This is a genomic window from Yersinia sp. 2553 StPb PI, from assembly GCF_052217105.1.
Classification (GTDB): Bacteria; Pseudomonadota; Gammaproteobacteria; order Enterobacterales; family Enterobacteriaceae; genus Yersinia; species Yersinia enterocolitica_E.
Genome location: NZ_JAZGPX010000002.1, coordinates 3,081,103 through 3,106,382, shown reverse-complemented (window position 1 = coordinate 3,106,382; position 25,280 = coordinate 3,081,103). Strand labels below are relative to the sequence as shown.

Sequence of the window (25,280 nt, the reverse complement as noted above, 5' to 3'; positions counted from 1 at the left end):
GCTATTATTCGCCCTGGATAACAGGCATTTCGTCGAGGTAGTCGCATGAATACATTACGTATAGGTTTAGTCTCCGTCTCTGATCGGGCGTCGAGTGGGGTATATCAAGATAAAGGCATTCCGGCGCTGGAAGAGTGGCTGGCAAGTGCGTTAACCACCCCTTTTGAAATAGAAACTCGCCTTATCCCCGATGAGCAAACTCTGATTGAGCAGACATTGTGTGAGTTAGTCGATGAAATGGGCTGCCACTTGGTGCTGACCACTGGCGGTACCGGCCCGGCAAGACGTGATGTTACCCCTGATGCCACGCTGGCAATCGCGGATCGGCAGATGCCTGGTTTTGGCGAACAAATGCGCCAAATTAGCTTACATTTCGTTCCCACTGCTATTTTATCCCGTCAGGTAGGGGTTATCCGTAAGCAAGCATTGATTATCAACTTACCGGGGCAACCTAAATCTATCAAAGAAACCCTTGAAGGGGTTAAAGATGCTGAATCGAAAGTGGTCGTCCCCGGTATCTTTGCCAGTGTGCCTTATTGCATTCAACTACTGGACGGGCCTTATATAGAGACCAATGCTGAAGTGGTAGCGGCTTTTCGCCCGAAGAATGCCATTATCGATATAAAAAACTAAATTAAAATTTTTTACAACATAAGGCACCATTCTAACCGTGTGGGGAATTTTGTACGGTATAGTCCTATTAACTTTACAAAAAGCTGAAAATATTTTTCTTCCCCAACTCTGGTTTATTACGGTGTCATATGTCTCAAGAACACAATTCATCTCAAGTCGACTTATCGCAACCTCATGTTGCTCAAGAGCATAATCCTAACCGTCGATTGAATAAGCAAGATTATAAAACGCTCACTCTGGCTGCATTAGGGGGCGCTTTGGAATTTTATGACTTCATTATTTTCGTCTTCTTTGCTGCGGTTATCGGCGATCTTTTCTTCCCGGTAGATATGCCTGAGTGGCTGCGCCAGGTGCAGACATTCGGTATTTTTGCGGCCGGTTATCTGGCCCGCCCACTGGGCGGTATCATCATGGCGCATTTTGGCGACCTGGTTGGCCGTAAGAAAATGTTTACTCTCAGTATTCTGTTAATGGCTTTACCTACACTGGCGATCGGTATGTTGCCGACTTATGCTTCGATTGGTATCGCGGCCCCATTACTGCTGCTCTTGATGCGTGTGTTACAAGGTGCGGCAATTGGCGGTGAAGTCCCCGGAGCATGGGTTTTCGTGGCTGAACATGTACCGCGTCGGCGCATTGGGATTGCCTGCGGTACGTTAACGGCGGGCCTGACTGCGGGGATCTTGCTGGGGTCGCTGGTGGCTACTGCTATGAATACCGCCTTAAGTCATCAAGCCATCTTAGACGGTGGCTGGCGCGTGCCATTCTTCCTGGGGGGGATTTTTGGTCTGTTCGCGATGTATCTGCGCCGTTGGTTGCAAGAAACACCTATTTTTAAAGAGATGCAGGCACGTAAAACTTTAGCTGATGAGTTGCCACTGAAATCTGTCGTGGTTAACCATAAGAAAGAAGTGTTTGTTTCCATGCTGTTGACCTGGTTGCTCTCTGCCGGGATCGTGGTGGTTATCCTGATGACCCCGACGTATTTACAAAAGCAGTTCGGTGTACTGCCCGCGCTGGCATTGCAGGCCAATAGTTTGGCGATTGTCGCACTGGTGTGTGGCTGCGTGATTGCCGGGCTGGTCATTGACCGCTTTGGTGCCAGTAAAACCTTTATCGTTGGCAGCCTGATGTTGGCGGCATCGACATGGTCGTTCTACCACACTAATTTAACTGATCCAACTCAACTCATTACGCATTATATGATGGCTGGATTTTGTGTCGGCATTGTCGGTGCGGTACCTTATGTGATGGTCCGTGCATTCCCAGCAGAGGTCCGTTTTACCGGGATATCCTTCTCTTACAATGTGGCCTATGCCATTTTTGGTGGTCTGACACCGATTGTGGTGACCCTATTAATGAAAATGACACCGATGGCCCCGGCCTATTACATGCTGTTGTTATCGCTGGTAGGATTGTTGCTGGGGATTTATCTGCGTAATGATATTAATAGCGATGTGAAAGTGCATCTGCCAAAGAAGGTTTTGGTTGAGTAAGAGAGCGGGTAAATAGATCTCATCTTCAAAAATAGCCCATACAATTTATGGGCTATTTTTTGACCCATATAGTTTAAAATTCATTCTTAAAATTAAAGCCGACCTTCTGTTTGACGCGAGCAGAAGGTTGAGAAATGACTTCAGAGTACAATGTACGAGCACCCTGTTGTTGTAAATATCGGCTCAGTTCTCTGACTGCCGCTGTACCAGCACCTCTTACGGTTCCTTCTCGGCCGGGAAATAAGACATAGTCTGGCAGGGTTGCAGATGCGACCAGTTCAACTTCATCCAGGTTATTAAAACGGTCAGCAAGTACTATCGCGATAACTCTTCCCTGCAGTTTAACAATTACATATATTTCACTGGGGCGATGAAGAGTGAGCCTTCGATTGATAATACCCGTCACAATATTTCCTGCACGAAGCAGTTTTATGCGGGCATCATTCATTTCATCTGTAGCTGCATCTGCACTAGCAGCGAGGTCGGGGTAACTTCGGTCATACTGCTGCTCCCAGTGAGTAATGGTTTCTTTCAGCTTTTTCCGCATCGCTTGGGCATTACTCACTGCTACACCTGAAAGTTTTTCCTCCTCCTCGGGGGTTGGTGTTGGGAGCACTTCTATTTCGAATTCCAATTCAGTTTGCTCGACGGGTTCACCTTGTGAAATGATTATTGGAGTCGTCGGTCTAAAGACGAAAGTCTCTAATAACAACTCATAAATGCCTAATGGTAAGAGCTCCACCTGTGATGGTGATTCATTAGATGAAGAAACAGAACTGTAAGATATATAACTAAGCTGAGCATAATCAAAAGCGGTTTTAATATCGGCAAAGGCATTATTAGTGGTTCTATCGGTTATTTTTTCTGTTATAGCATGGATGAACCTATTTTCTACTGCTGCATGTTCGACGGTGACGCCGGTACTTCCTGTTCTTATTATTGAATCTACTATTTGGCCAAAAAATGCAGTATTCCAGGTTGCTAAGCTATTACCAAACAACAAGGTAAAGTCAGTCATAATTTCCAATGTCCAATCAATACAATGGGGCCTTATTTGACGTATTGGACGAGAGTTAAGTAACGAGTGGAACGAAACCATGCAGGCTTTGGCTACCGCTGGGAGACTGAGAGATTGTCTACGTTGGCTGTTATCCATATAAGTTAATGTCATGTAGTTATCGACATCATCAGGCATCTGTAACTCTTCTTCTTTGGCGGACTTTGGTTTTAGTGGGGGGCTGTTTCCGGCAATATGTAATGTTTTTCCTTTTGTATTATGGTTAAAAAAATCATCTGCACTGAATACAATGCTATTCAATTGTTGGCATTTACCTCGAACAATATAATTATAAATATTTAAAAAAGGAGTAAAAGCACAGAGTATTTTACTTGTTTGTACTAAATCTCTTTTTTCCCAATCTTTATCTCCTGTATCTGCGGTAAGTATGGTTTTTGCGATAACTAAAGGTTTATCTTTATTGTAGTTGGTTATTACTATCTCTGGAGTTGCACTAATGCCATTATCCCAATCAAATAAAATTATTGGGGATATATTTACTAAATTATTTCGCAATGTTTGAATATATTGTACTTGTACAATATCTTTTTTCATTTGTATAATGAAAGATAGGTTGTCGCTGCGTTTATAATATTCAAAATAAAACTTAGTGTTCATTTTTTTGTTGTAGAATTCAATTCTACTATTATTAATGTTAATGTTAGCGCCGTTAAATAGCGATAGAACATAATTATCACCTTCGCCTAAATTCATAGTATTAAAAACCAATAAAATTTGCTTATTCTTCAAGCGTTCATCATTCCAGTATTTTTTAAATACACTAGCGATTTTTATGGTATAACTATTTATAATGACACATTGTTGATCACAATTAAGGCCTTTTATTTCTGCTACCTTGATGCTAGTAATTGCATTACTCATTTCCAGTGCTTTTAAACTATTATCAGTAATGCTTTCTGTTAACTTAAAAAAAGGAGCATTGAAATTATCATTCTTGTAGATTGTTGCTATCATTCCTTGGGGTATGGTTATGGATTGAATACTATCATTATGAATAGGTAGTACTTCTCTGTCCGACTCAAGGATGTTTTCTGTATCGTGATAAAAATCTATTTGTTGATTGGATGCTAAACAAGTAGTGTCACCCTGAAACTGATCTTCTGTATAAAAACAGATTGCCGGTGCTATTTGATATGATTTTATTCTTTTATAAAACCCTGATGATTTTAGTTGCCGTAGATTAATATCATTCTTTAATGTTATTTTTTTACCAGAAAGATCAATATCATCATAAAGGGTTACAATCATGCCCAGCGGGACCGAAATTGATTCTATTTTATTATTGAATGCATCATTATAAGCAGACATTGATTCATTCTCTGCTGAGCAAAATGATTCCCCACTAAAATCTGCTAGCTCATAAAAACAGACTTTCCCCTCACTTGAATAGACTGATTCTGATATTATTAATATAGCGTTTATCAATAGTTTTGTGACTATTCTCATAGGCTAGCCCTTAAGTCTATTAACTTGAATGTTTCATGTTACTTACCTCATCTTGATGTTATATGATTTGTTTTTTCTTTACTCTATCTATTTTAATTCTTCTATTTAATTATTTTGTAATGCTAATTTTAATCAAGTAATCCATTTTTTTAGACGTAATAAGTAAACATAAAAAAGCCCCTGAAACATGAATGCTCCAGGGGGCTTTAAATCTAAATTTCCTAATTAAACTACATGTTGCGCTTGTAAAGTTGGGCTTGGTTCACCAATAGGCAATACGGTACGGCCATATTGTTCGTTCAATACTTCTGCCATTGCCAGGTAAATTGCACTTGCACCACAAATGATGCCTTCGAAACCGGCGAACACCAGCAGTGAATGGTTGCCGGTGAAGTTACCGACGGCCAGCAGCGCAAACAGCAGCGTCAGGCTACCGAAAACAAACTGCAAAGCACGGTTAGCGGGCAAAGTCCCGAAGAACATAAACAGTGTGAAGATGCCCCATAAACCTAAATAAACGCCGAGGAATTGTGCATCAGTTGCGTCAGCCATACCCATCTTAGGTAACATCAGCAAACCGACCAGGCTCAGCCAAAATGCGCCATAGGAGGTAAATGCAGTGGCCGCGAAAGTATTACCCTTCTTATATTCCAGCATACCCGCCAGAATTTGTGCCAGACCGCCGTAAAAAATCCCCATACTCAAAATAACAGAGGTCAGGGGGAAGAAACCTGCATTGTGTAGGTTGAGCAAGACGGTTGTCATCCCAAAACCCATCAGGCCTAACGGGCCAGGATTTGCCAACTTGGTGGTGTTCATAAGTCCTCTGCAATTAACAGAATGCTAAAAAATGGATAGTTATCCGAATAAGTATCAAACGCCTGAATGACCAAAAAGTCGTCGATTCCCTCAGTGCGCGCCGCATCATAATGATCCACGCGGTTGGAAACAATGATCTCGAGGGTGATAAAAAGTAATTTTTTTTCATCTCCCCCCTTGATGCTGCGTTTCGTGGCCCCATCTTATTCCCAACCGCAGGGACTAATCGTGGATCAGCGGACACATGCATCAGTAAAATATTGGGCATGAAAACATTGATTAACAAAATACGGGCAGTTGAAAACAAACAATCCGCCCACATATAGATTAGTAACTTGACCGAATATGACTTTTTAGTGGAGGCGTTTTAGATGGGTAAAATTATTGGTATCGACTTGGGTACTACCAACTCTTGTGTAGCAATTATGGATGGCACTAAAGCTCGTGTGCTGGAAAACAGCGAAGGCGACCGTACTACGCCTTCTATCATCGCTTATACCCAAGATGGTGAGATTCTGGTTGGTCAACCGGCTAAACGTCAGGCTATTACTAACCCACAAAACACACTGTTTGCCATCAAACGTTTGATTGGCCGTCGTTTCCAGGATGAAGAAGCGCAGCGTGATAAAGATATCATGCCGTACAAAATCGTGGCAGCCGACAATGGTGATGCTTGGGTTGAAGTAAAAGGCCAGAAAGTTGCACCACCACAGATTTCTGCTGAAGTTCTGAAGAAAATGAAGAAAACAGCGGAAGATTTTCTGGGTGAACCAGTAACTGAAGCGGTTATCACTGTACCGGCTTACTTCAACGATGCTCAGCGTCAGGCAACGAAAGATGCTGGCCGTATCGCCGGTCTGGAAGTAAAACGTATCATCAACGAACCAACCGCAGCGGCACTGGCCTACGGTTTGGACAAAGAAGTCGGCAACCGTACTATCGCGGTTTATGACCTCGGTGGTGGTACTTTCGATATCTCTATCATCGAAATCGACGAAGTTGACGGTGAAAAAACCTTCGAAGTTCTGGCAACCAATGGTGATACTCACTTGGGTGGTGAAGACTTTGATAGCCGTCTGATCAACTATCTGGTTGACGAATTCAAGAAAGACCAGGGTATGGATCTGCGTACCGATCCACTGGCAATGCAGCGCCTGAAAGAAGCCGCTGAAAAAGCAAAAATCGAGCTGTCTTCAGCTCAACAGACCGACGTTAACCTGCCGTATATCACGGCTGATGGCAGCGGTCCAAAACACATGAACATCAAAGTGACCCGCGCTAAATTGGAGTCACTGGTAGAAGATTTGGTTAATCGTTCTATTGAACCACTGAAAGTGGCTTTACAAGATGCTGGCCTGTCTGTTTCCGATATCCAGGACGTTATCTTGGTTGGTGGTCAGACTCGTATGCCAATGGTTCAGAAGAAAGTTGCTGATTTCTTCGGTAAAGAACCACGCAAAGACGTTAACCCAGATGAAGCTGTAGCCATTGGTGCGGCAGTGCAGGGTGGTGTTCTGTCTGGTGAAGTGAAAGACGTTCTGTTATTGGACGTTACCCCACTGTCACTGGGTATTGAAACCATGGGTGGTGTGATGACCCCACTTATCACTAAAAACACCACTATCCCAACTAAGCACAGCCAGGTGTTCTCTACTGCAGAAGACAACCAGTCTGCGGTAACCATCCATGTGCTTCAGGGGGAGCGTAAACGTGCTCAGGATAACAAGTCTCTGGGTCAGTTCAATTTGGACGGTATCCAGTCTGCTCCTCGCGGTATGGCGCAAATCGAAGTGACTTTCGATATCGACGCCGATGGTATTCTGCATGTGTCTGCTAAAGACAAGAATACCGGTCGTGAGCAGAAGATAACCATCAAGGCATCTTCTGGTTTGAACGAGGAAGAGATCCAGAAAATGGTACGTGATGCAGAAGCTAACGCAGAAGCAGACCGTAAGTTTGAAGAACTGGTTCAGACTCGCAACCAGGCTGACCATCTGATTCACGGCACCCGTAAACAGTTGGAAGAAGCCGGCGACAAACTGCCAGCAGAAGACAAAACTGCGATCGAAGATGCTTTGAAAGCGCTGGAAGCTGCTCTGAAAGGCGAAGACAAAGCTGAAATTGAAGCGAAAACTCAGGCTCTGGTGCAGGTTTCTGGCAAATTGCTAGAAATGGCTCAGCAGCAGCAAGCAGCCGCAGGCGGCGATGCTGGTGACACCAGTGCCAAGAAAGAAGACGACGTGGTAGACGCCGAATTCGAAGAAGTAAAAGACAAAAAATAATCGCCCTTAAGCGGGCACAGCAGTGGTAGGCCTTACTGTTGCTGGAAACCAGCACGGGCGTCGAGGAAACTCTACGCCCGTGCACGCATGTTAAGGGTAGGAAAAAAAGAGAATGGCGAAGAGAGATTATTACGAGGTTTTAGGCGTCAGTAAGGGCGCCGATGAACGTGAAATCAAAAAGGCCTATAAACGCCTGGCAGTAAAGTATCACCCGGACCGTAATCAGGACGAGAACGATACCGGTGAAAATTTTAAAGAAGTTAAAGAAGCTTACGAAATTCTGACTGACCCACAAAAACGTGCAGCATATGATCAATATGGTCATGCAGCCTTTGAACAAGGTGGCATGGGCGGCGGCGGTTTTGGTGGTGGCGGTGGTGCTGATTTTAGCGACATTTTTGGTGATGTTTTCGGTGATATCTTTGGTGGTGGCCGCCGTCAGCGTGCTTCCCGTGGTTCCGATCTGCGCTACAACATGGATCTGACACTGGAAGAAGCCGTACGCGGCGTGACTAAAGAAATTCGCATCCCAACGCTGAATGAGTGTGATGTTTGCCACGGTAGTGGCGCTAAGCCGGGGAGTTCACCTGTCACTTGTTCGACTTGCCGTGGTGCAGGTCAGGTACATATGCGCCAAGGGTTCTTTACCGTCCAGCAGGCATGTCCTACTTGTCAGGGTAATGGTCAAATCATTAAAGATCCTTGCAACAAGTGCCATGGGCATGGCCGTGTTGAAAAATCCAAAACACTGTCGGTTAAGATCCCCGCCGGTGTTGATACCGGTGACCGCATTCGCTTAAGTGGCGAAGGTGAAGCGGGTGAACATGGCGCGCCAGCAGGTGATTTATATGTTCAGGTGCAAGTTAAAGCGCACCCAATCTTCGAACGTGAAGGCAATAACCTGTATTGTGAAGTGCCAATTAACTTTGCTATGGCAGCCTTAGGCGGCGAGATTGAAGTCCCAACGCTGGATGGCCGGGTTAAGCTGAAAGTCCCAGCAGAGACCCAAACCGGCAAGCTGTTCCGCATGCGTGGCAAGGGTGTTAAATCTGTGCGTGGCGGAAGTCAGGGTGACCTGTTATGTCGTGTTGTGGTTGAGACACCAGTCCATCTGAGCGAAAAACAGAAACAGCTACTGCGCGAACTGGAAGAGAGTTTCGTCGGTGCTGCGGGTGAGAAAAATAGTCCCCGATCTAAAAGCTTCTTAGATGGCGTTAAGAAATTCTTTGACGATTTGACTCGCTGACCAATGAGTTGTTAATCGGCTAAGAACGTGCAAGAAAACGAAAAATCCTCGATTAACGTCGGGGATTTTTTTCATCGCCAACTAAATATATATGTGAAGTAAATCATTAATAGCTCGGTTTTTTCGATCATTTGATGCCATAAAAACGACTTTTTTCGAGTTGAAGACTATCTTAAAATTGATGCATTGATTCGCCGAGCACAGGCTCACTGTCCGATGTAAGGAGTTATTCATTGTGACAAACATGATCCGTCAATTTTTACGCCAAGAGGCCGCAGGTGGGCTGATTCTAATTTTAGCTGCCACCGTCGCCTTATTTATGGCTAACAGCCCCCTATTTAGCATTTACCAATCATTTCTTGATGTACCGGTATCGGTAAAGATAGCCTCGCTGGATATCAGCAAGCCACTATTACTGTGGATTAATGACGGTTTAATGGCGATATTCTTCCTGATGATTGGGTTGGAGGTTAAGCGCGAACTGATGGAAGGTTCGTTAGCTGGCCGCGATAAAGCGGTTTTTCCGGCCATAGCAGCATTAGGTGGTATGCTGGCACCGGCTTTGATTTATCTATTATTTAACGGTGCTGATGAGGTTACCCGCCAGGGCTGGGCAATTCCTGCGGCTACTGATATCGCCTTTGCGTTAGGGGTGATGGCTCTGTTGGGAAATCGGGTTCCAACCAGTCTTAAAGTCTTTTTACTGGCACTGGCCATTATTGATGACTTGGGTGTCATCATCATTATTGCGTTGTTCTATACCCACGAGGTTTCACTGCAAGCCTTAGGCATAGCTGCTGCGGCTATTGCGCTACTGGCTTACATGAATTGGCGTGGGGTAGGGAAAACCTCTGCCTATCTACTGGTGGGATTGGTATTGTGGGTCTGCATCCTCAAATCAGGTGTGCATGCGACCTTAGCCGGGGTCATTGTCGGCTTTATGATACCGCTGCACACTAAAGATAAGCGTTCACCGTCAGAATCGCTCGAACATGGTTTGCACCCATGGGTTGCTTATTTGATCTTGCCACTGTTTGCGTTTGCCAATGCGGGGGTTTCACTGCAAGGCGTTTCACTCGCTGGATTGACATCGCTATTGCCTCTGGGGATTGCGAGCGGTCTGTTTATTGGTAAGCCACTGGGGATTTTCCTCTTTAGTTGGCTCGCGGTTAAGTTAGGGGTGGCTAAACTACCTGATGCGATAAACTTTAAGCAGATTTTTGCGGTGTCGGTGCTATGCGGTATCGGTTTTACTATGTCGATATTTATCGCGTCGCTGGCATTTGATGGCGCCGATCTCGCTTTGCTTACCTATTCTAAGTTGGGCATATTATTAGGCTCTACCACCGCAGCCATTGTGGGTTATAGCTTGTTGCGTATGGCCTTGCCAGCAACAAGAAAAATAACTCGCTGATTAATATTTGAATGACCAGTGCCGCTCATAAAGGTACTGGTGTTCTACCTGATGGATTTCTAGGCTTACCGTCAGAACAGGGAACGTTTAGTCGTGCATGAGGTTATATACACCCTAAATAATTCGAGTTGCAGGAAGCCGGCAAGTGAAAGGCAGATTGGTTGTAAACCATTTTGAACGCTGCCAATGCACATGCAACTTGAAGTAGGACGGGTATATCTGGCTCGCCGATATGTTAAGGGGATAACAACATGCGAATGTCACATATCAATTTCAATCATCTTTATTACTTTTGGCAGGTCTGTAAAGAAGGTTCAGTCGTCGGTGCAGCAGAAGCATTATTCCTGACGCCACAAACAATTACCGGGCAAATTAAAGCGTTGGAAGAGCGTCTGGGGGGGAAGTTATTTAAGCGACAAGGGCGAGGCTTGGTGCCATCAGAGTTGGGGCAGTTGGTCTTTCGTTATGCGGATAAAATGTTCATGCTTAGCCATGAAATGCTGGATATCGTTAATTATCGCAAAGAATCTAATCTACTTTTCGATGTTGGTGTTGCCGATGCATTATCCAAGCGTTTGGTGAGCCAGGTTCTGGAAACGGCTGTCGTTGAGAACGAAAAGATTCATCTGCGCTGTTTTGAATCGACCCACGAAATGCTGCTGGAGCAGTTGAGTCAGCACAAACTGGATATGATTCTGTCCGATTGTCCGGTTGACTCCAGCCAACAAGAAGGGTTGTTCTCTGTCAAACTGGGCGAATGCAGTGTGAGTTTTTATTGTCGTCAGCCCATCCCTGATTTACCTTTCCCTGCTTGTTTGCAGCAAAAGCGTTTGTTGATACCGGGCCGTCGTTCCATGCTTGGGCGCAAATTGCTGAACTGGATTAACAGTAAAGGGCTACAGGTAGAGATTTTGGGTGAGTTTGATGACGCGGCCCTGATGAATGCTTTCGCTATTTATAACAATGCTATTTTTGTTGCACCGACAATGTACGCTGCTGATACCTACGCTAAAGATGACCAGATAGTCGAAATTGGCCGCTTAGACAGTGTGCAGGAAGAATATTATGTGATTTTTGCCGAGCGTATGATCCAACATCCGGCAGTGCAGCGGGTATGTAACAAAGATTTTTCCGCGCTCTTTAGTGGCTAAATAGCCACGTTACCTTGCAAACTACAGCTGTGTTGATTGCACTCGTTGATAAATATGTCAGCTTATCGGGATTAATGAGTGCCACCCTAGGGGCTGACATAAATGCTGTTACATCGGGCTTATACCAATTTGTCATTTGATGGCTGACTTTCTGCGTTTTGAAGTCTATAGGCTATAAATGGGTCTTGCCGTGAATAGGCTAAATTATAAGCAATTCAAAAAATAGATATAAAAAAACCGGCCTGGGCCGGTCTTTTTACTAAGCAGTCGACGTAATGCAATTACTGCATTGCGTTGATTTGCGCGACTAAGTTAGACTTATGACGTGCTGCTTTGTTTTTGTGGATCAGACCTTTACAGGACTGACGATCCACGATTGGTTGCATTTCATTAAATGCTTTTTGCGCTGTGTCTTTATCGCCAGCTGCGATTGCCGCATACACCTTCTTAATGAAGGTACGCACCATTGAGCGACGGCTAGCGTTATGCTTGCGGCGTTTCTCAGACTGTACGGCGCGTTTCTTAGCTGATTTGATATTAGCCAAGGTCCAACTCCCAAATATATTCTATTGAGGACAATTCAAAGGCCAAGGAATATGCCCTTTCAGCCTTCGTTTGTCAATGGATTTGTGCAAATAAGCGCCGTTTGTACGGGCGGCACTTGCTACGTTGTGATGGAGCGGGATTTTACCAGCTTCGCGCTGCGGAATACAGTCTTTCGAAAGAAAAATCCACAGTTCACTGCCTTGAAGGGATTCGACGGTGGTTCTTGTAAAAATCTCAGCCTGCTTCTGTATTCAAACTCCGTGCGCATTCTACAGGATAAAGTCAGTAAAAGGGATTTTACCTGCACAATATTGGCAAAATGGTATGACTTTCGGTTAAAGGTGCCAATCGCGGGTTAACCTTAACGGCTGTACAAGGTATAATCCGGCGATTTCCACTGTTTTGAGCCAGCTATGGAGCTAATTCGCGGTATACATAATATCCGGGCACGCCACCATGGTTGCGTGCTAACTATCGGTAACTTTGATGGTGTCCATCGTGGACATCAGGCCTTATTGGAGCAGCTAAAGTGTGAAGGTCAGCGCTTGGGTTTGCCCGTAATGGTTATGATATTTGAACCGCAACCACTGGAATTGTTTGCAGCGGACAAAGCACCAGCAAGGCTAACGCGCCTGCGGGATAAAGCCAGATATCTGGCTGAGGCCGGCGTTGATTATCTGTTGTGCGTAAAATTTGATCCGCGTTTTGCGGCTAATACTGCGCAAGCTTTTGTTGCTCAGTTGCTGGTAGAGAAGTTGGGTGTTAAGTTTTTAACTGTTGGTGATGACTTCCGCTTTGGCGCAGAGCGTCAGGGGGATTTTCAACTGTTACAGCAAGCCGGTGCTGAATTTGGTTTCGATGTTATCAGCACAGATAGCTTTTGTGATGGTGGGTTACGCATTAGCAGCACCGCAATTCGTCAGGCACTTTATAATGACGATTTGGTGTTGGCTGAGGCGTTGCTTGGCCACCCCTATAGCATTTCCGGCCGAGTGGTTCATGGTGATGAACTGGGGCGTACGATTGGTTTCCCCACGGCGAATTTGCCATTAAAACGTTTAGTCGCTCCGGTGAAAGGAGTGTATGCGGTTGATGTGTATGGCTTGGGTCCAAAGCCATTACCCGGAGTTGCCAATATTGGTACCCGGCCTACCGTTGCTGGTGTTCGCCAGCAACTAGAGGTTCATCTGCTGGATGTAACTATGGATCTTTATGGGTGCCATATTGACGTGGTGCTCCGCGCGAAACTGCGCAACGAACAGCGTTTTGCTTCGCTCGATGCCCTGAAGCAGCAAATCGCCCATGATGTGGTGACGGCCCGAACATTTTTCGGGCTAAAGACACCGGTTTAATATTTCTAGCCGAAACGGAACCGAGAATCTAATGAGTGACTACAAGAATACCCTGAACTTGCCTGAAACAGGGTTCCCGATGCGCGGCGATCTGGCTAAGCGTGAACCTGACATGCTGAAACGTTGGTATGAGCAGGATCTGTACGGGATTATTCGTACGGCCAAGAAAGGTAAAAAAACCTTTATTTTGCACGACGGCCCTCCTTATGCGAACGGCAACATTCACATTGGTCACTCTGTTAACAAAATTCTCAAAGACATTATTGTTAAATCGAAAGGAATGGCGGGTTACGACTCCCCTTATATTCCAGGGTGGGACTGCCATGGTTTGCCGATCGAGTTAAAAGTTGAACAGTTAATTGGTAAGCCGGGCGAGAAAGTCAGTGCCGCAGAGTTCCGTGCTGCCTGCCGTAAATATGCTGCTGAACAGGTTGAAGGCCAGAAGAAAGACTTCATCCGCCTGGGAGTATTGGGCGATTGGGACCATCCTTATCTGACGATGGATTTCAAAACTGAAGCCAATATCATTCGTGCATTAAGCAAAATCATTGATAACGGCCACCTGCACAAAGGCGCGAAGCCAGTGCATTGGTGTACCGATTGCGGTTCGTCACTGGCTGAAGCAGAAGTTGAATATTACGATAAAACCTCACCTTCTATCGATGTGCGCTTTAATGCCGTCGATGTAGCGGCTGTTGCCGCCAAATTTAATGTTTCGGCGATTAACGGCCCGATTTCACTGGTTATCTGGACGACAACTCCGTGGACCTTGCCCGCTAACCGTGCGATTTCACTGAATGCTGAATACATTTACCAACTTGTCCAGGTCAATGGCGAATGCCTGATTCTGGCAGAAGAGCTGGTTGAAAGCGTCATGAAGCGCGCAGGGATTGCTGAATGGGCGGTATTGGGGAGCTGCAAAGGCTCTGATTTGGAACTGCTGCGTTTCAATCATCCGTTTATGGGCTTTGATGTGCCGGCAATTTTAGGTGATCACGTTACACTGGATGCCGGTACTGGTGCAGTTCACACAGCACCTGGTCACGGCCCGGATGACTTTGTTATCGGTCAGAAATACGGTTTAGAAGTTGCCAACCCGGTTGGTCCGAATGGCTGTTATTTGGCGGGGACGTATCCTACTCTGGACGGCATGTTCGTCTTTAAAGCCAACGATGTGATTGTTGAGCTGCTACGTGAAAAAGGCGCACTGCTGAAAGTTGAAAAACTGGTTCACAGCTACCCGTGCTGCTGGCGTCATAAAACACCTATTATCTTCCGTGCTACACCACAATGGTTTATCAGCATGGATCAGAAAGGCCTGCGTAAGCAGTCGCTGGAAGAGATTAAAGGCGTGCAATGGATCCCCGATTGGGGTCAGGCGCGTATCGAAACCATGGTGGCAAACCGCCCTGATTGGTGTATCTCGCGTCAGCGTACTTGGGGCGTGCCGATGTCCCTGTTTGTGCACAAAGAGACTGAAGCACTACATCCACGTAGCACTGAGCTGATGGAAGAAGTCGCCAAACGCGTTGAGCAAGACGGTATTCAGGCATGGTGGGATCTGGATCCTGCGGAAATCCTCGGTGCTGATGCCGCCGATTACACCAAAGTGCCAGACACCTTGGACGTATGGTTTGACTCCGGTTCAACTCATTCGTCGGTGGTTGACGTGCGTCCTGAATTTGGTGGTCATAGCCCGGATATGTACCTGGAGGGTTCTGATCAACACCGTGGCTGGTTTATGTCTTCACTGATGATAGCAACCGCGATGAAAGGCAAAGCGCCTTATCGCCAAGTGCTGACCCATGGTTTTACCGTTGATGGGCAAGGGCGCAAAATGTCCAAATCCATCGGTAACACGATCAGCCCGCAAGATGTGATGAACAAACTGGGTGGTGACATTCTGCGTCTGTGGGTGGCATCAACCGATTACACCGGTGAGATCGCGGTTTCTGACGAAATCCTGAAACGCTCTGCTGACTCTTATCGCCGTATCCGTAACACTGCGCGCTTCTTGCTGGCGAATCTAAATGGGTTTGATCCTGCGCTGCATCAGGTGAAACCGGAAGATATGGTAGTAGTGGACCGCTGGGCAGTCGGCCGTGCCCAGGCAGCTCAAGCTGAGATCATGGCAGCGTACGAAAGTTACGATTTCCACTTGGTGGTGCAGCGCTTGATGCAGTTCTGCTCGGTTGAAATGGGATCCTTCTATTTGGATATCATTAAAGACCGCCAGTACACCGCGAAAGGCGACAGTGTTGCCCGCCGCAGTTGCCAGACTGCGTTGTTCCATATCGCAGAAGCATTGGTGCGCTGGATGGCACCTATTATGTCCTTTACCGCAGATGAGATCTGGAACCAACTGCCAGGCAGTCGTCCACAGTATGTCTTCACCGAAGAGTGGTATGACGGTCTGTTCGGGTTGGCGGGTGATGAAAGTATGAACGATACTTTCTGGGCCGAGCTGTTAAAAGTCCGTGGCGAAGTCAACAAGGTGTTAGAGCAGGCCCGTAGTGATAAGCGTATCGGTGGTTCATTGGAGGCGGCAGTTACCTTGTTCGCCGAACCTGAACTGGCTGCGCGATTGAACAGTTTGCAAGATGAATTGCGTTTTGTGCTGTTGACCTCAGCTGCGAAAGTTGCCCCTTATGCTGATGCGGGTGATGATGCGCTGCAAAGTGAGTTGATTGCCGGGCTGAAAATCACCTTTAATAAGGCTGATGGTGAGAAGTGCCCGCGTTGCTGGCATTACACTCAAGATGTCGGTTTGGTAGCGGAACATGCTGAATTGTGCGGCCGCTGTGTCACTAACGTTGCCGGAGACGGCGAAGAGCGTAAGTTCGCCTAATGAGTAAACCTATTTGTTCGACCGGATTGCGCTGGTTATGGCTGGCGGTATTGGTGGTTATTTTGGATCTCAGCAGCAAACAGTGGGTCATGACCCACTTTGCCCTGTATGAGTCAGTGCCGGTGATCCCGTTTTTTAACCTGACCTACGCACAGAATTTTGGCGCAGCCTTTAGCTTCCTTGCCGATAAAAGTGGCTGGCAGCGTTGGTTCTTTGCGGGCATAGCTATCGGTATTTCAGTGGTATTAATGGTGCTGATGTATCGCTCTACTGCCAAACAACGCCTGCTCAATTGTGCTTATGCTCTGATTATTGGTGGGGCATTAGGTAACTTATTTGATCGCATGGTGCATGGTGCGGTGATCGATTTTATCGATTTCCACGTCAATAACTGGCATTTCCCAACCTTTAACATCGCCGATACCGCTATCTGTATCGGTGCTGCGTTGGTTATCTTTGAGGGTTTTTTAAGCCCTGCTGAAAAAACGGCCATGAATAAAGGTGAATGAGATGTCCGAGCGTGTACCAGCTAATCAAGTACAAGACCATTTTGTACAAGACCATGTTATACAAGATAAAAGCGCCGTATTGGTGCACTTCATTCTGAAACTGGAAGATGGTTCAACGGCGGAATCAACACATATTCACGGTAAACCTGCGCTGTTTCGTTTAGGTGATGACAGCCTTTCTGATGCACTTGAGCAGCAGTTAATTGGTTTGAAAGTAGGTGATAAGCATGCTTTCACTTTACAACCTGAAGATGCGTTTGGTTTGGAAAGCCCTGATTTGATTCAGTACTTCACCCAGCGTGACTTTGCTCAAACTGGCGTGCCAGATGCCGGTACTATTATGCTATTTACCTCCCGTGATGGCAGTGAAATGCCAGGTGTGGTGCGGGAAGTGGCGGAAGAGTCTATTACTGTTGATTTTAATCACCCGTTGGCAGGGCATTCCATTAGCTTTGAAATTGAAGTGTTGGAGATTGACCCGCAACAGGAGGCAATGCATGCAGATATTGCTGGCTAATCCACGCGGCTTTTGTGCCGGAGTTGATCGGGCTATCAGTATTGTTGAACGCGCGATCGAAATGTATGGCGCGCCAATTTATGTGCGCCATGAAGTGGTACACAACCGTTATGTGGTTGATAGCTTGCGTGAACGTGGTGCTATCTTTATCGAGGAGATTTCAGAAGTGCCAGATGGCTCTATTCTGATTTTCTCGGCCCATGGCGTGTCGCAGGCTGTGCGAGCAGAAGCTCGTGAGCGCAAGCTTACTATGCTGTTTGACGCAACCTGCCCATTGGTGACCAAAGTTCATATGGAAGTCGCACGTGCTAGCCGCAAGGGTAAAGAAGCCATCTTGATAGGCCACGCCGGTCACCCGGAAGTGGAGGGTACCATGGGGCAATACAGCAACCCGAAAGGGGGGATGTATCTGGTTGAATCACCTGATGATGTATGGGCTTTGCAGGTTAAAGATGAGAACAATCTGTGTTTTATGACACAGACGACCTTGTCGGTTGATGATACCTCTGCAATTATCGATGCCTTACTCCAGCGTTTCCCGAAGATTGTCGGTCCACGCAAAGATGATATCTGCTATGCCACGACCAACCGGCAAGAGGCGGTGCGCAATCTGGCTAATGATGCCGATGTGGTCTTAGTGGTTGGCTCGAAAAACTCCTCTAACTCTAATCGGTTGGCTGAGTTGGCACAGCGGATGGGTAAGCCTGCTTATCTCATTGATTCAGCGGCCGATATACAAGAGTTATGGTTACAGGGGGCTGCGTGTATCGGTGTTACCGCTGGCGCATCTGCTCCCGATATTCTGGTACAGCAAGTTATTGCGCGCTTGCAAGCTCTCGGTGCTGGTGGGTCTATCGAACTTAGTGGCCGTGAAGAGAGTATCGTCTTCGAAGTACCTAAAGAATTACGTGTCGATGTAAAACAGATCGACTGATTGATATCGTGCTTCAGCGTTAAAAAGCAGCCCTCAGTGGCTGCTTTTTTATGGGTGTATTTCACCATAACTGCATGAATATGCGAAATAACCGCATTATGCCAGATGAAGTGTTTCCGAGTATTTTACCCTAAATAATTCGAGTTGCAGGAAGGCGGCTTGTGGCGGCCTTAACGAGGCGAGGCCCAAGGGTGGGCCGAGTAACGAACGCAGTCAACGCACATGCAGCTTGAAGTATGACGGGTATGTAAGGAATTAAGTGGTTTCACTGATAAAAGCATGCGTATATCATTTTTTTCTAATACAGATTAAATAGGCTGGCAGAGTCCATAGCGGGCGGCTAATCTGAACCTTAGTCAGGGTAGATGACACAATATGAGAGGAAGTATGACTGATTCAACAATTCGTATCGCTGTTGTCGGCGCGGGTGGCCGTATGGGCCGACAACTTATCCAGGCAATTACTCACACTGAAGGTGTGGTGCTGGGGGCTGCTGTTGAACGTGTCGGATCCACATTAGTGGGGAGCGATGCCGGCGAACTGGCTGGAGCGGGGTTGTTAAACATCACAGTAAGTGATGATTTATCTGACGTAGTTGATCATTTTGATGTGTTGATCGATTTTACCCGGCCTGAAGGCACGCTGGAGCATTTAGCCATTTGTCGTCAATATGGTAAGGCGATGATAATTGGCACTACTGGCTTTGATGATGCAGGTAAAGAAGCCATCAGGGCTGCGGCAACGGACATTGCTATTGTGTTCGCTGCCAATTTCAGTGTTGGGGTTAATGTGGTGCTAAAGCTGCTAGAAAAGGCAGCGAAAGTGATGGGCGACTATACCGATATCGAAATAATCGAGGCACATCATCGGCATAAAGTTGATGCACCTTCAGGTACCGCGCTGGCGATGGGGGAGGCAATTGCTGACTCACTAGGGCGTTCACTGAAAGATTGCGCGGTTTATAGCCGTGAAGGTCATACCGGCGAACGCAAACCCGGCACTATCGGTTTCGCAACCGTGCGTGCTGGCGATATTGTTGGAGAGCATACGGCTATGTTTGCTGATATTGGCGAGCGCGTTGAGATCACACACAAAGCGACCAGCCGTATGACTTTTGCCAATGGTGCGGTTAAATCGGCTATTTGGGTGTCAATGCGGGATAATGGCTTGTTTGATATGCGTGATGTATTGAATTTGAATGAACTTTAAAGGTGTAAAGCACAGCCAGTGATGTGGTTGTTTTTATCATAATCGTTTGATAACAGGGCAATATTTTATTGTCCTTTTTTATTTTTTTTAATAAATAATTATTTCATCAATAATTATTGATATAACCTTTATTTATCTATGTTTTTGTCTATTTTTTTGTCTTTTAATCCCTTCCTTGGTCATTGGTTCTGATTTTTACTGCTCTGGAACGATATTTCTCAGTCACTACACCTCGCAACCGTTTACTATGTTAAGTTAGCATGTGTTTTTACCGCTATAATCCACTCATTTTAATGAGAACGGTAAAAAACAGAGAAAAAATGGCACTTTGGCTAGACAAAAGCGTCACTCATCATTAAAATGCGCCCAATTTGCCAAAAATTAGCTTTGAGGGCGGTTTTTGCATTGATTTAGATCGCTAGATATGAATTAATATGCAAATAATGTGACTGTTTATTCCTTGGAGGATGTTTTGATTAAGTCAGCGCTATTGGTTCTCGAAGACGGAACCCAATTTCACGGTCGGGCCATCGGGGCAGAGGGTACGGCAGTGGGGGAAGTGGTCTTCAATACGTCGATGACCGGTTATCAAGAAATCCTCACTGATCCTTCCTACTCCCGCCAGATCGTTACTCTTACTTATCCTCATATCGGCAATGTCGGCACTAATGCTTCCGACGAAGAATCCTCCGCAGTACACGCCCAAGGTCTTGTTATTCGCGACCTGCCTTTGATTGCCAGCAACTACCGTAATGAAGAAGGCTTAGCTGAGTATCTCAAGCGCCACAACATTGTTGCGATTGCTGATATCGATACGCGTAAGCTGACACGTTTGCTGCGTGAGAAAGGGGCACAAAACGGCTGCATTATTGTGGGTGACTTGTCTGATGCCACTTTAGCACTAGAAAAGGCGAAAGCATTCCCGGGCCTGAAGGGGATGGATCTGGCAAAAGAAGTGAGCACGAAAGAGCGTTATGACTGGTTGCAAGGTAGCTGGACTCTGGAAGGTGACTTACCTGCGGCAACGCCACCAGAAGATTTGCCATTCCATGTGGTGGCATACGACTACGGCGTGAAGCGCAATATTCTGCGCATGCTGGTGGATAGAGGCTGTCGCCTGACGGTAGTTCCGGCACAGACACCGGCAGAAGAGGTGCTGAAGCTGAACCCAGATGGCATTTTCTTATCCAACGGCCCAGGTGACCCAGAGCCATGTGATTATGCTATCGCGGCCATTAAGCGTTTTCTGGAAACCGACATTCCGGTGTTCGGCATCTGTTTAGGCCACCAATTACTGGCGCTGGCCAGTGGTGCAAAAACGGTAAAAATGAAGTTTGGTCACCACGGTGGCAACCATCCGGTGAAAGATTTAGATGCCGATTGCGTGATGATCACCGCACAGAACCACGGTTTTGCGGTAGATGAAACCACATTGCCATCCAACCTGCGAACGACACATGTTTCTTTATTCGATGGTTCTCTGCAAGGGATTCACCGCACTGATAAAGCCGCATTTAGCTTCCAGGGGCACCCAGAGGCCAGCCCAGGTCCGCATGATGCAGCGCCATTGTTTGATCACTTTATCGAACTGATTGAAGCTTACCGCGCAACAACTGCAAGCCGTAACAGTAGCCATACCAATAAATAATCAGGAGCCTCAAACCATGCCAAAACGTACAGATATAAAAAGCATCCTGATTCTGGGCGCTGGCCCAATCGTTATCGGCCAGGCCTGTGAGTTTGACTACTCAGGGGCTCAGGCTTGTAAGGCACTGCGTGAAGAAGGTTACCGTGTCATTCTGGTGAACTCCAATCCGGCAACCATCATGACTGACCCGGAAATGGCCGACGCCACTTATATCGAGCCAATCCACTGGGAAGTGGTACGCAAAATTATTGAAAAAGAGCGTCCAGATGCCGTTTTGCCCACTATGGGTGGCCAAACCGCACTGAACTGTGCGCTGGAGCTGGAACGCAAGGGCGTTCTGGCTGAGTTTGGTGTCACCATGATTGGTGCCACTGCCGATGCTATCGATAAAGCAGAAGACCGCCGTCGCTTTGATATCGCGATGAAGAAAATTGGTTTGGACACTGCACGTTCTGGTATCGCGCACAATATGGAAGAAGCACTGGCCGTAGCGGCTGATGTGGGCTTCCCTTGTATTATCCGCCCTTCCTTTACTATGGGCGGCACCGGCGGCGGTATCGCGTATAACCGTGAAGAGTTTGAAGAGATTTGTGAACGTGGGCTGGATTTATCGCCAACCAAAGAGCTGTTGATCGATGAGTCGCTGATTGGTTGGAAAGAGTATGAGATGGAAGTTGTGCGTGACAAAAACGACAACTGCATCATCGTCTGCTCCATCGAAAACTTCGATGCGATGGGTATCCACACCGGTGACTCGATCACCGTTGCTCCAGCTCAGACGCTGACTGATAAAGAATACCAAATCATGCGTAATGCCTCGATGGCAGTGCTGCGTGAAATCGGCGTAGAAACCGGTGGCTCCAACGTGCAGTTCTCGGTTAACCCGAAAAATGGCCGTTTGATTGTTATCGAAATGAACCCACGGGTATCCCGTTCTTCCGCTCTGGCCTCTAAAGCAACCGGCTTCCCGATTGCTAAAATTGCCGCCAAGCTGGCAGTAGGTTACACGCTGGATGAGTTGATGAATGATATCACTGGTGGTCGCACGCCGGCCTCCTTTGAGCCATCTATCGACTATGTTGTGACCAAAATCCCACGTTTTAACTTCGAAAAATTTGCCGGTGCGAATGACCGTCTGACCACACAGATGAAATCGGTTGGCGAAGTGATGGCAATTGGCCGCACCTTGCAGGAATCGCTGCAAAAAGCCTTGCGCGGTCTGGAAGTGGGCGCGACCGGTTTTGACCCGAAAGTGAGTTTGGATGACCCAGAAGCACTGACAAAAATTCGCCGCGAATTGAAAGAGGCCGGCTCTGATCGTATCTGGTATATCGCCGATGCTTTCCGTGCAGGCATGTCGGTTGATGGCGTTTTCAATCTGACTAACGTTGACCGCTGGTTCCTGGTGCAGATTGAAGAGTTGGTTCGTCTGGAAGAGAGCGTGGCAGAGTGCGGTATCAATGGCCTGAATGCTGATTTTATGCGCCAGTTGAAGCGCAAAGGCTTTGCCGATGCCCGTTTGGCAAAATTGGTCGGCGCGGCGGAAAGTGAAGTGCGTAAGCTGCGTTACAAGCAGGGTTTGCATCCGGTTTACAAGCGTGTAGATACCTGTGCGGCTGAATTCTCTACCGATACCGCCTACATGTACTCAACCTACGAGGAAGAGTGTGAATCCAACCCAACCAGTGATCGTCCGAAAGTGATGGTACTGGGCGGCGGCCCGAACCGTATCGGCCAGGGTATTGAATTCGACTACTGTTGTGTACATGCGTCACTGGCGCTGCGTGAAGACGGTTACGAGACCATCATGGTGAACTGTAACCCTGAAACGGTTTCGACCGACTACGATACCTCTGATCGCCTCTATTTCGAATCTGTCACCCTGGAAGATGTGTTGGAAATCGTGCGTATTGAGAAGCCGCAAGGCGTTATCGTACAGTACGGTGGTCAGACTCCATTGAAATTAGCACGTGAACTGGAAGCTGCCGGTGTTCCTGTTATCGGTACCAGCCCGGATGCTATCGACCGTGCAGAAGACCGTGAGCGTTTCCAACAGGCGGTAAATCGTCTGGGCTTGAAACAGCCCGCGAACGCGACGGTTGCTACTATCGAACAAGCCGTAGAGAAAGCCACGGGTCTGGGTTATCCGCTAGTGGTCCGCCCATCGTATGTCTTGGGTGGTCGCGCGATGGAAATCGTTTATGACGAAGTTGACTTGCGCCGCTACTTCCAAAATGCAGTGAGTGTCTCCAACGATGCACCCGTGCTGTTGGATCGTTTCCTCGATGACGCTGTTGAAGTGGATGTTGATGCCATTTGCGACGGTGAGCGCGTGTTGATCGGTGGCATTATGGAGCACATTGAGCAAGCAGGGGTGCACTCCGGTGACTCAGCCTGTTCATTGCCCGCTTACACCCTGAGTAAAGAAATTCAGGATGTGATGCGCCAACAAGTTGAAAAACTGGCGTTTGAACTCTGCGTGCGCGGTTTAATGAATGTGCAGTTTGCCGTAAAGAATAACGAAGTTTATCTGATTGAAGTTAACCCTCGAGCAGCCCGTACCGTACCATTTGTGTCTAAAGCCACCGGTATGCCACTGGCAAAAATCGCCGCACGCGTGATGGTGGGGCAGTCATTGGCAGAGCAGGGTATTCTGGAAGAAATTATCCCGCCTTATTACTCGGTAAAAGAAGTGGTATTGCCGTTTAACAAGTTCCCAGGTGTGGATCCGATTTTAGGACCAGAAATGCGTTCTACCGGTGAAGTGATGGGGGTCGGCCGGACCTTCGCTGAAGCTTTCTCTAAAGCCATGCTGGGCAGTCAATCTGGTATGAAAAAGAGTGGCCGCGCATTGTTATCGGTTCGTGAGGGAGATAAACACCGGGTGGTTGACTTGGCTGCCAAGTTGCTCAAACAGGGCTTTGAATTGGATGCAACCCACGGTACTGCGGTGGTTCTAGGCGAGGCAGGGATAAATCCACGCTTAGTCAACAAGGTACATGAAGGCCGTCCACACATTCAGGACCGTATCAAGAATGGCGAATATACTTATATTGTGAATACAACGGCAGGGCGTCAGGCGATTGAAGATTCTAAACTGATCCGCCGTAGTGCTTTGCAATATAAAGTGCATTACGACACCACCTTGAATGGTGGCTTCGCAACCGCAATGGCTTTGAATGCGGACCCTACCGAGCAAGTGATTTCAGTACAAGAAATGCATGCCAAGATTAAGAATATGAAAGCTTAATTTGGGCGCTAAGAAAGGGGGCGATGGAAACATCGCCCTTTTTTATGCTTACTATTTATAAAATCGCGCTTTTTACCCGCATAAACAGTATTTTTTATGCGCAGAAGTATTATTCATAAACGATAGTATTGTTCATAAACAATATTGGTGAAGATCAATGTTCGTGCGGGTTGTGGATAGTAGCTTATAGCCAGGCGTTAACAATCGGCGCAGCTAGCTTAATGCAACTTTGATACCCAGGCCGATCAACAGGCCGCCCAGTAATTTATCGACAACTTTTTGCACTTTCGCCAAACCGCGGCGTACGGGCGCACTTTGAATCAGAATTACCAGTAGGGGCCACCAGATAACGGCCAGTAGCCAGATGATTGAGGCGTACCACAGTTTCTCACCCACGCCGGAGTCTATCTGTAATATTTGTGTGAAAACGGCGAGAAAGAAAAGAGTCGCTTTGGGATTCAATAAATTGCAAAGATATCCCTGCAAGAATGCGGCTTTCAGCGTGACGGGATATTGTGCAGTGTTATCGATACTAAGCTTACTATCTCCTCGTGATAGCAGTGCCTGGATACCAATCCAGATCAAATAACAGGCTCCGGCATATTTCAGCAGGTTGAATAGCCATGGTGTGGTAGTGATAACAACTGCCAGGCCAGCCACGCAATAAGACATATGTGTCGCAACACCCAAAATTACACCAAGGGCTGTCATCATGGCTGCGGGGCGGCGATAGCGGGCAGCATTTTTGATTACCAGAAAGAAATCTGGCCCAGGGGAGAGCATGCCCAAGGTAGCAAGGGTGGCAACAAATATAGAGGTTTCAAGCATAAGGATTACCGAGTGATAGTGGTGCTGTCTGGCGATCATAACGCCACTTGGCTCCCTCTGCATTATTCTTATTT

General features: G+C 46.9%; 18 protein-coding genes. 14 read left to right on the top strand and 4 right to left on the bottom strand.

Features of this window, described 5'->3' with window-relative positions:
• Positions 1-45 precede the first annotated feature (45 nt).
• The gene (gene mog / locus V2A84_RS15685) at positions 46-633 is read left to right on the top strand and encodes a molybdopterin adenylyltransferase (protein WP_083160629.1); all 588 of its coding nucleotides are present in this window, start codon (positions 46-48) and stop codon (positions 631-633) included.
• 128 nt (positions 634-761) lie between these two features.
• A complete protein-coding gene (locus V2A84_RS15680; RefSeq protein WP_083160627.1) occupies positions 762-2,129 on the top strand; it encodes an MFS transporter in 1,368 nt (455 codons plus the stop codon).
• Positions 2,130-2,202: 73 nt separating this feature from the next.
• Here V2A84_RS15680 and V2A84_RS15675 read toward each other — a convergent pair whose 3' ends face one another.
• On the bottom strand, positions 2,203-4,653 hold the full coding sequence (locus V2A84_RS15675) for a peptidase inhibitor family I36 protein (protein ID WP_083160625.1): 2,451 nt from the start codon (positions 4,651-4,653) through the stop codon (positions 2,203-2,205).
• Positions 4,654-4,878: 225 nt separating this feature from the next.
• Positions 4,879-5,472 (bottom strand): acetate uptake transporter, encoded by a 594-nt coding sequence (gene satP / locus V2A84_RS15670; RefSeq protein ID WP_083160623.1) that lies wholly within the window; start codon positions 5,470-5,472, stop codon positions 4,879-4,881.
• Between the two features lie 371 nt (positions 5,473-5,843).
• On the opposite strand from satP, the gene dnaK reads away from it, so the two are divergent.
• The 4 genes from dnaK (at position 5,844) to nhaR (ending at position 11,565) form a co-directional block, all read left to right on the top strand.
• Positions 5,844-7,754: a molecular chaperone DnaK gene (gene dnaK / locus V2A84_RS15665; protein ID WP_083160621.1), complete on the top strand. Its 1,911-nt coding sequence runs from the start codon at positions 5,844-5,846 to the stop codon at positions 7,752-7,754.
• 112 nt (positions 7,755-7,866) lie between these two features.
• A complete protein-coding gene (gene dnaJ / locus V2A84_RS15660; RefSeq protein ID WP_083160619.1) occupies positions 7,867-9,000 on the top strand; it encodes a molecular chaperone DnaJ in 1,134 nt (377 codons plus the stop codon).
• A 235-nt stretch (positions 9,001-9,235) separates the two neighbouring features.
• On the top strand, positions 9,236-10,414 hold the full coding sequence (gene nhaA / locus V2A84_RS15655; RefSeq protein WP_083160617.1) for a Na+/H+ antiporter NhaA: 1,179 nt from the start codon (positions 9,236-9,238) through the stop codon (positions 10,412-10,414).
• 251 nt (positions 10,415-10,665) lie between these two features.
• Positions 10,666-11,565 (top strand): transcriptional activator NhaR, encoded by a 900-nt coding sequence (gene nhaR, locus V2A84_RS15650; protein ID WP_083160614.1) that lies wholly within the window; start codon positions 10,666-10,668, stop codon positions 11,563-11,565.
• Positions 11,566-11,846: 281 nt separating this feature from the next.
• Here nhaR and rpsT read toward each other — a convergent pair whose 3' ends face one another.
• On the bottom strand, positions 11,847-12,110 hold the full coding sequence (rpsT, locus tag V2A84_RS15645; RefSeq protein WP_050086134.1) for a 30S ribosomal protein S20: 264 nt from the start codon (positions 12,108-12,110) through the stop codon (positions 11,847-11,849).
• A gap of 414 nt (positions 12,111-12,524) precedes the next feature.
• Here rpsT and ribF point away from each other — a divergent pair, with 414 nt between their 5' ends.
• The 8 genes from ribF to carB all read left to right on the top strand — a co-directional run bounded on the left by ribF (position 12,525) and on the right by carB (position 24,378).
• Complete coding sequence (gene ribF, locus V2A84_RS15640; RefSeq protein ID WP_083160612.1) at positions 12,525-13,463, top strand: bifunctional riboflavin kinase/FAD synthetase; 939 nt, start codon at positions 12,525-12,527, stop codon at positions 13,461-13,463.
• 31 nt (positions 13,464-13,494) lie between these two features.
• On the top strand, positions 13,495-16,311 hold the full coding sequence (ileS, locus tag V2A84_RS15635; protein ID WP_083160610.1) for an isoleucine--tRNA ligase: 2,817 nt from the start codon (positions 13,495-13,497) through the stop codon (positions 16,309-16,311).
• Positions 16,311-16,820, top strand: coding sequence for a signal peptidase II (gene lspA, locus V2A84_RS15630; RefSeq protein ID WP_083160608.1), 510 nt, complete (start codon positions 16,311-16,313; stop codon positions 16,818-16,820). Before ileS ends, lspA begins: the two co-directional genes overlap by 1 nt.
• A gap of 1 nt (position 16,821) precedes the next feature.
• Entirely contained in the window at positions 16,822-17,337 is a 516-nt protein-coding gene (fkpB, locus tag V2A84_RS15625; RefSeq protein WP_193784729.1) for an FKBP-type peptidyl-prolyl cis-trans isomerase, read from the top strand.
• Positions 17,318-18,271: a 4-hydroxy-3-methylbut-2-enyl diphosphate reductase gene (gene ispH / locus V2A84_RS15620; RefSeq protein ID WP_083160606.1), complete on the top strand. Its 954-nt coding sequence runs from the start codon at positions 17,318-17,320 to the stop codon at positions 18,269-18,271. Before fkpB ends, ispH begins: the two co-directional genes overlap by 20 nt.
• A 387-nt stretch (positions 18,272-18,658) precedes the next feature.
• Positions 18,659-19,480, top strand: a complete 822-nt coding sequence (gene dapB, locus V2A84_RS15615) for a 4-hydroxy-tetrahydrodipicolinate reductase (protein WP_083160604.1) — start codon at positions 18,659-18,661, stop codon at positions 19,478-19,480.
• A gap of 472 nt (positions 19,481-19,952) precedes the next feature.
• Positions 19,953-21,128, top strand: coding sequence for a glutamine-hydrolyzing carbamoyl-phosphate synthase small subunit (carA, locus tag V2A84_RS15610; protein WP_083160602.1), 1,176 nt, complete (start codon positions 19,953-19,955; stop codon positions 21,126-21,128).
• 16 nt (positions 21,129-21,144) lie between these two features.
• Positions 21,145-24,378, top strand: a complete 3,234-nt coding sequence (gene carB / locus V2A84_RS15605; protein WP_005192981.1) for a carbamoyl-phosphate synthase large subunit — start codon at positions 21,145-21,147, stop codon at positions 24,376-24,378.
• 213 nt (positions 24,379-24,591) lie between these two features.
• Here the strand turns inward: carB and V2A84_RS15600 are convergent, their stop codons facing one another.
• On the bottom strand, positions 24,592-25,206 hold the full coding sequence (locus V2A84_RS15600; RefSeq protein WP_083160600.1) for a LysE family transporter: 615 nt from the start codon (positions 25,204-25,206) through the stop codon (positions 24,592-24,594).
• Positions 25,207-25,280: the final 74 nt, after the last annotated feature.

Bases quoted from the DNA above. Each gene is read 5' to 3' on its own strand.
- nhaR (WP_083160614.1), top strand. From the start codon at position 10,666: ATGCGAATGTCACATATCAATTTCAATCATCTTTATTACTTTTGGCAG.
- ribF (WP_083160612.1), top strand. From the start codon at position 12,525: ATGGAGCTAATTCGCGGTATACATAATATCCGGGCACGCCACCATGGT.
- carB (WP_005192981.1), top strand. From the start codon at position 21,145: ATGCCAAAACGTACAGATATAAAAAGCATCCTGATTCTGGGCGCTGGC.
- satP (WP_083160623.1), bottom strand. From the start codon at position 5,472: ATGAACACCACCAAGTTGGCAAATCCTGGCCCGTTAGGCCTGATGGGT.
- dnaJ (WP_083160619.1), top strand. From the start codon at position 7,867: ATGGCGAAGAGAGATTATTACGAGGTTTTAGGCGTCAGTAAGGGCGCC.
- ispH (WP_083160606.1), top strand. From the start codon at position 17,318: ATGCAGATATTGCTGGCTAATCCACGCGGCTTTTGTGCCGGAGTTGAT.
- V2A84_RS15600 (WP_083160600.1), bottom strand. From the start codon at position 25,206: ATGCTTGAAACCTCTATATTTGTTGCCACCCTTGCTACCTTGGGCATG.
- fkpB (WP_193784729.1), top strand. From the start codon at position 16,822: ATGTCCGAGCGTGTACCAGCTAATCAAGTACAAGACCATTTTGTACAA.
- mog (WP_083160629.1), top strand. From the start codon at position 46: ATGAATACATTACGTATAGGTTTAGTCTCCGTCTCTGATCGGGCGTCG.
- V2A84_RS15675 (WP_083160625.1), bottom strand. From the start codon at position 4,653: ATGAGAATAGTCACAAAACTATTGATAAACGCTATATTAATAATATCA.
- dapB (WP_083160604.1), top strand. From the start codon at position 18,659: ATGACTGATTCAACAATTCGTATCGCTGTTGTCGGCGCGGGTGGCCGT.
- lspA (WP_083160608.1), top strand. From the start codon at position 16,311: ATGAGTAAACCTATTTGTTCGACCGGATTGCGCTGGTTATGGCTGGCG.
- ileS (WP_083160610.1), top strand. From the start codon at position 13,495: ATGAGTGACTACAAGAATACCCTGAACTTGCCTGAAACAGGGTTCCCG.
- V2A84_RS15680 (WP_083160627.1), top strand. From the start codon at position 762: ATGTCTCAAGAACACAATTCATCTCAAGTCGACTTATCGCAACCTCAT.
- dnaK (WP_083160621.1), top strand. From the start codon at position 5,844: ATGGGTAAAATTATTGGTATCGACTTGGGTACTACCAACTCTTGTGTA.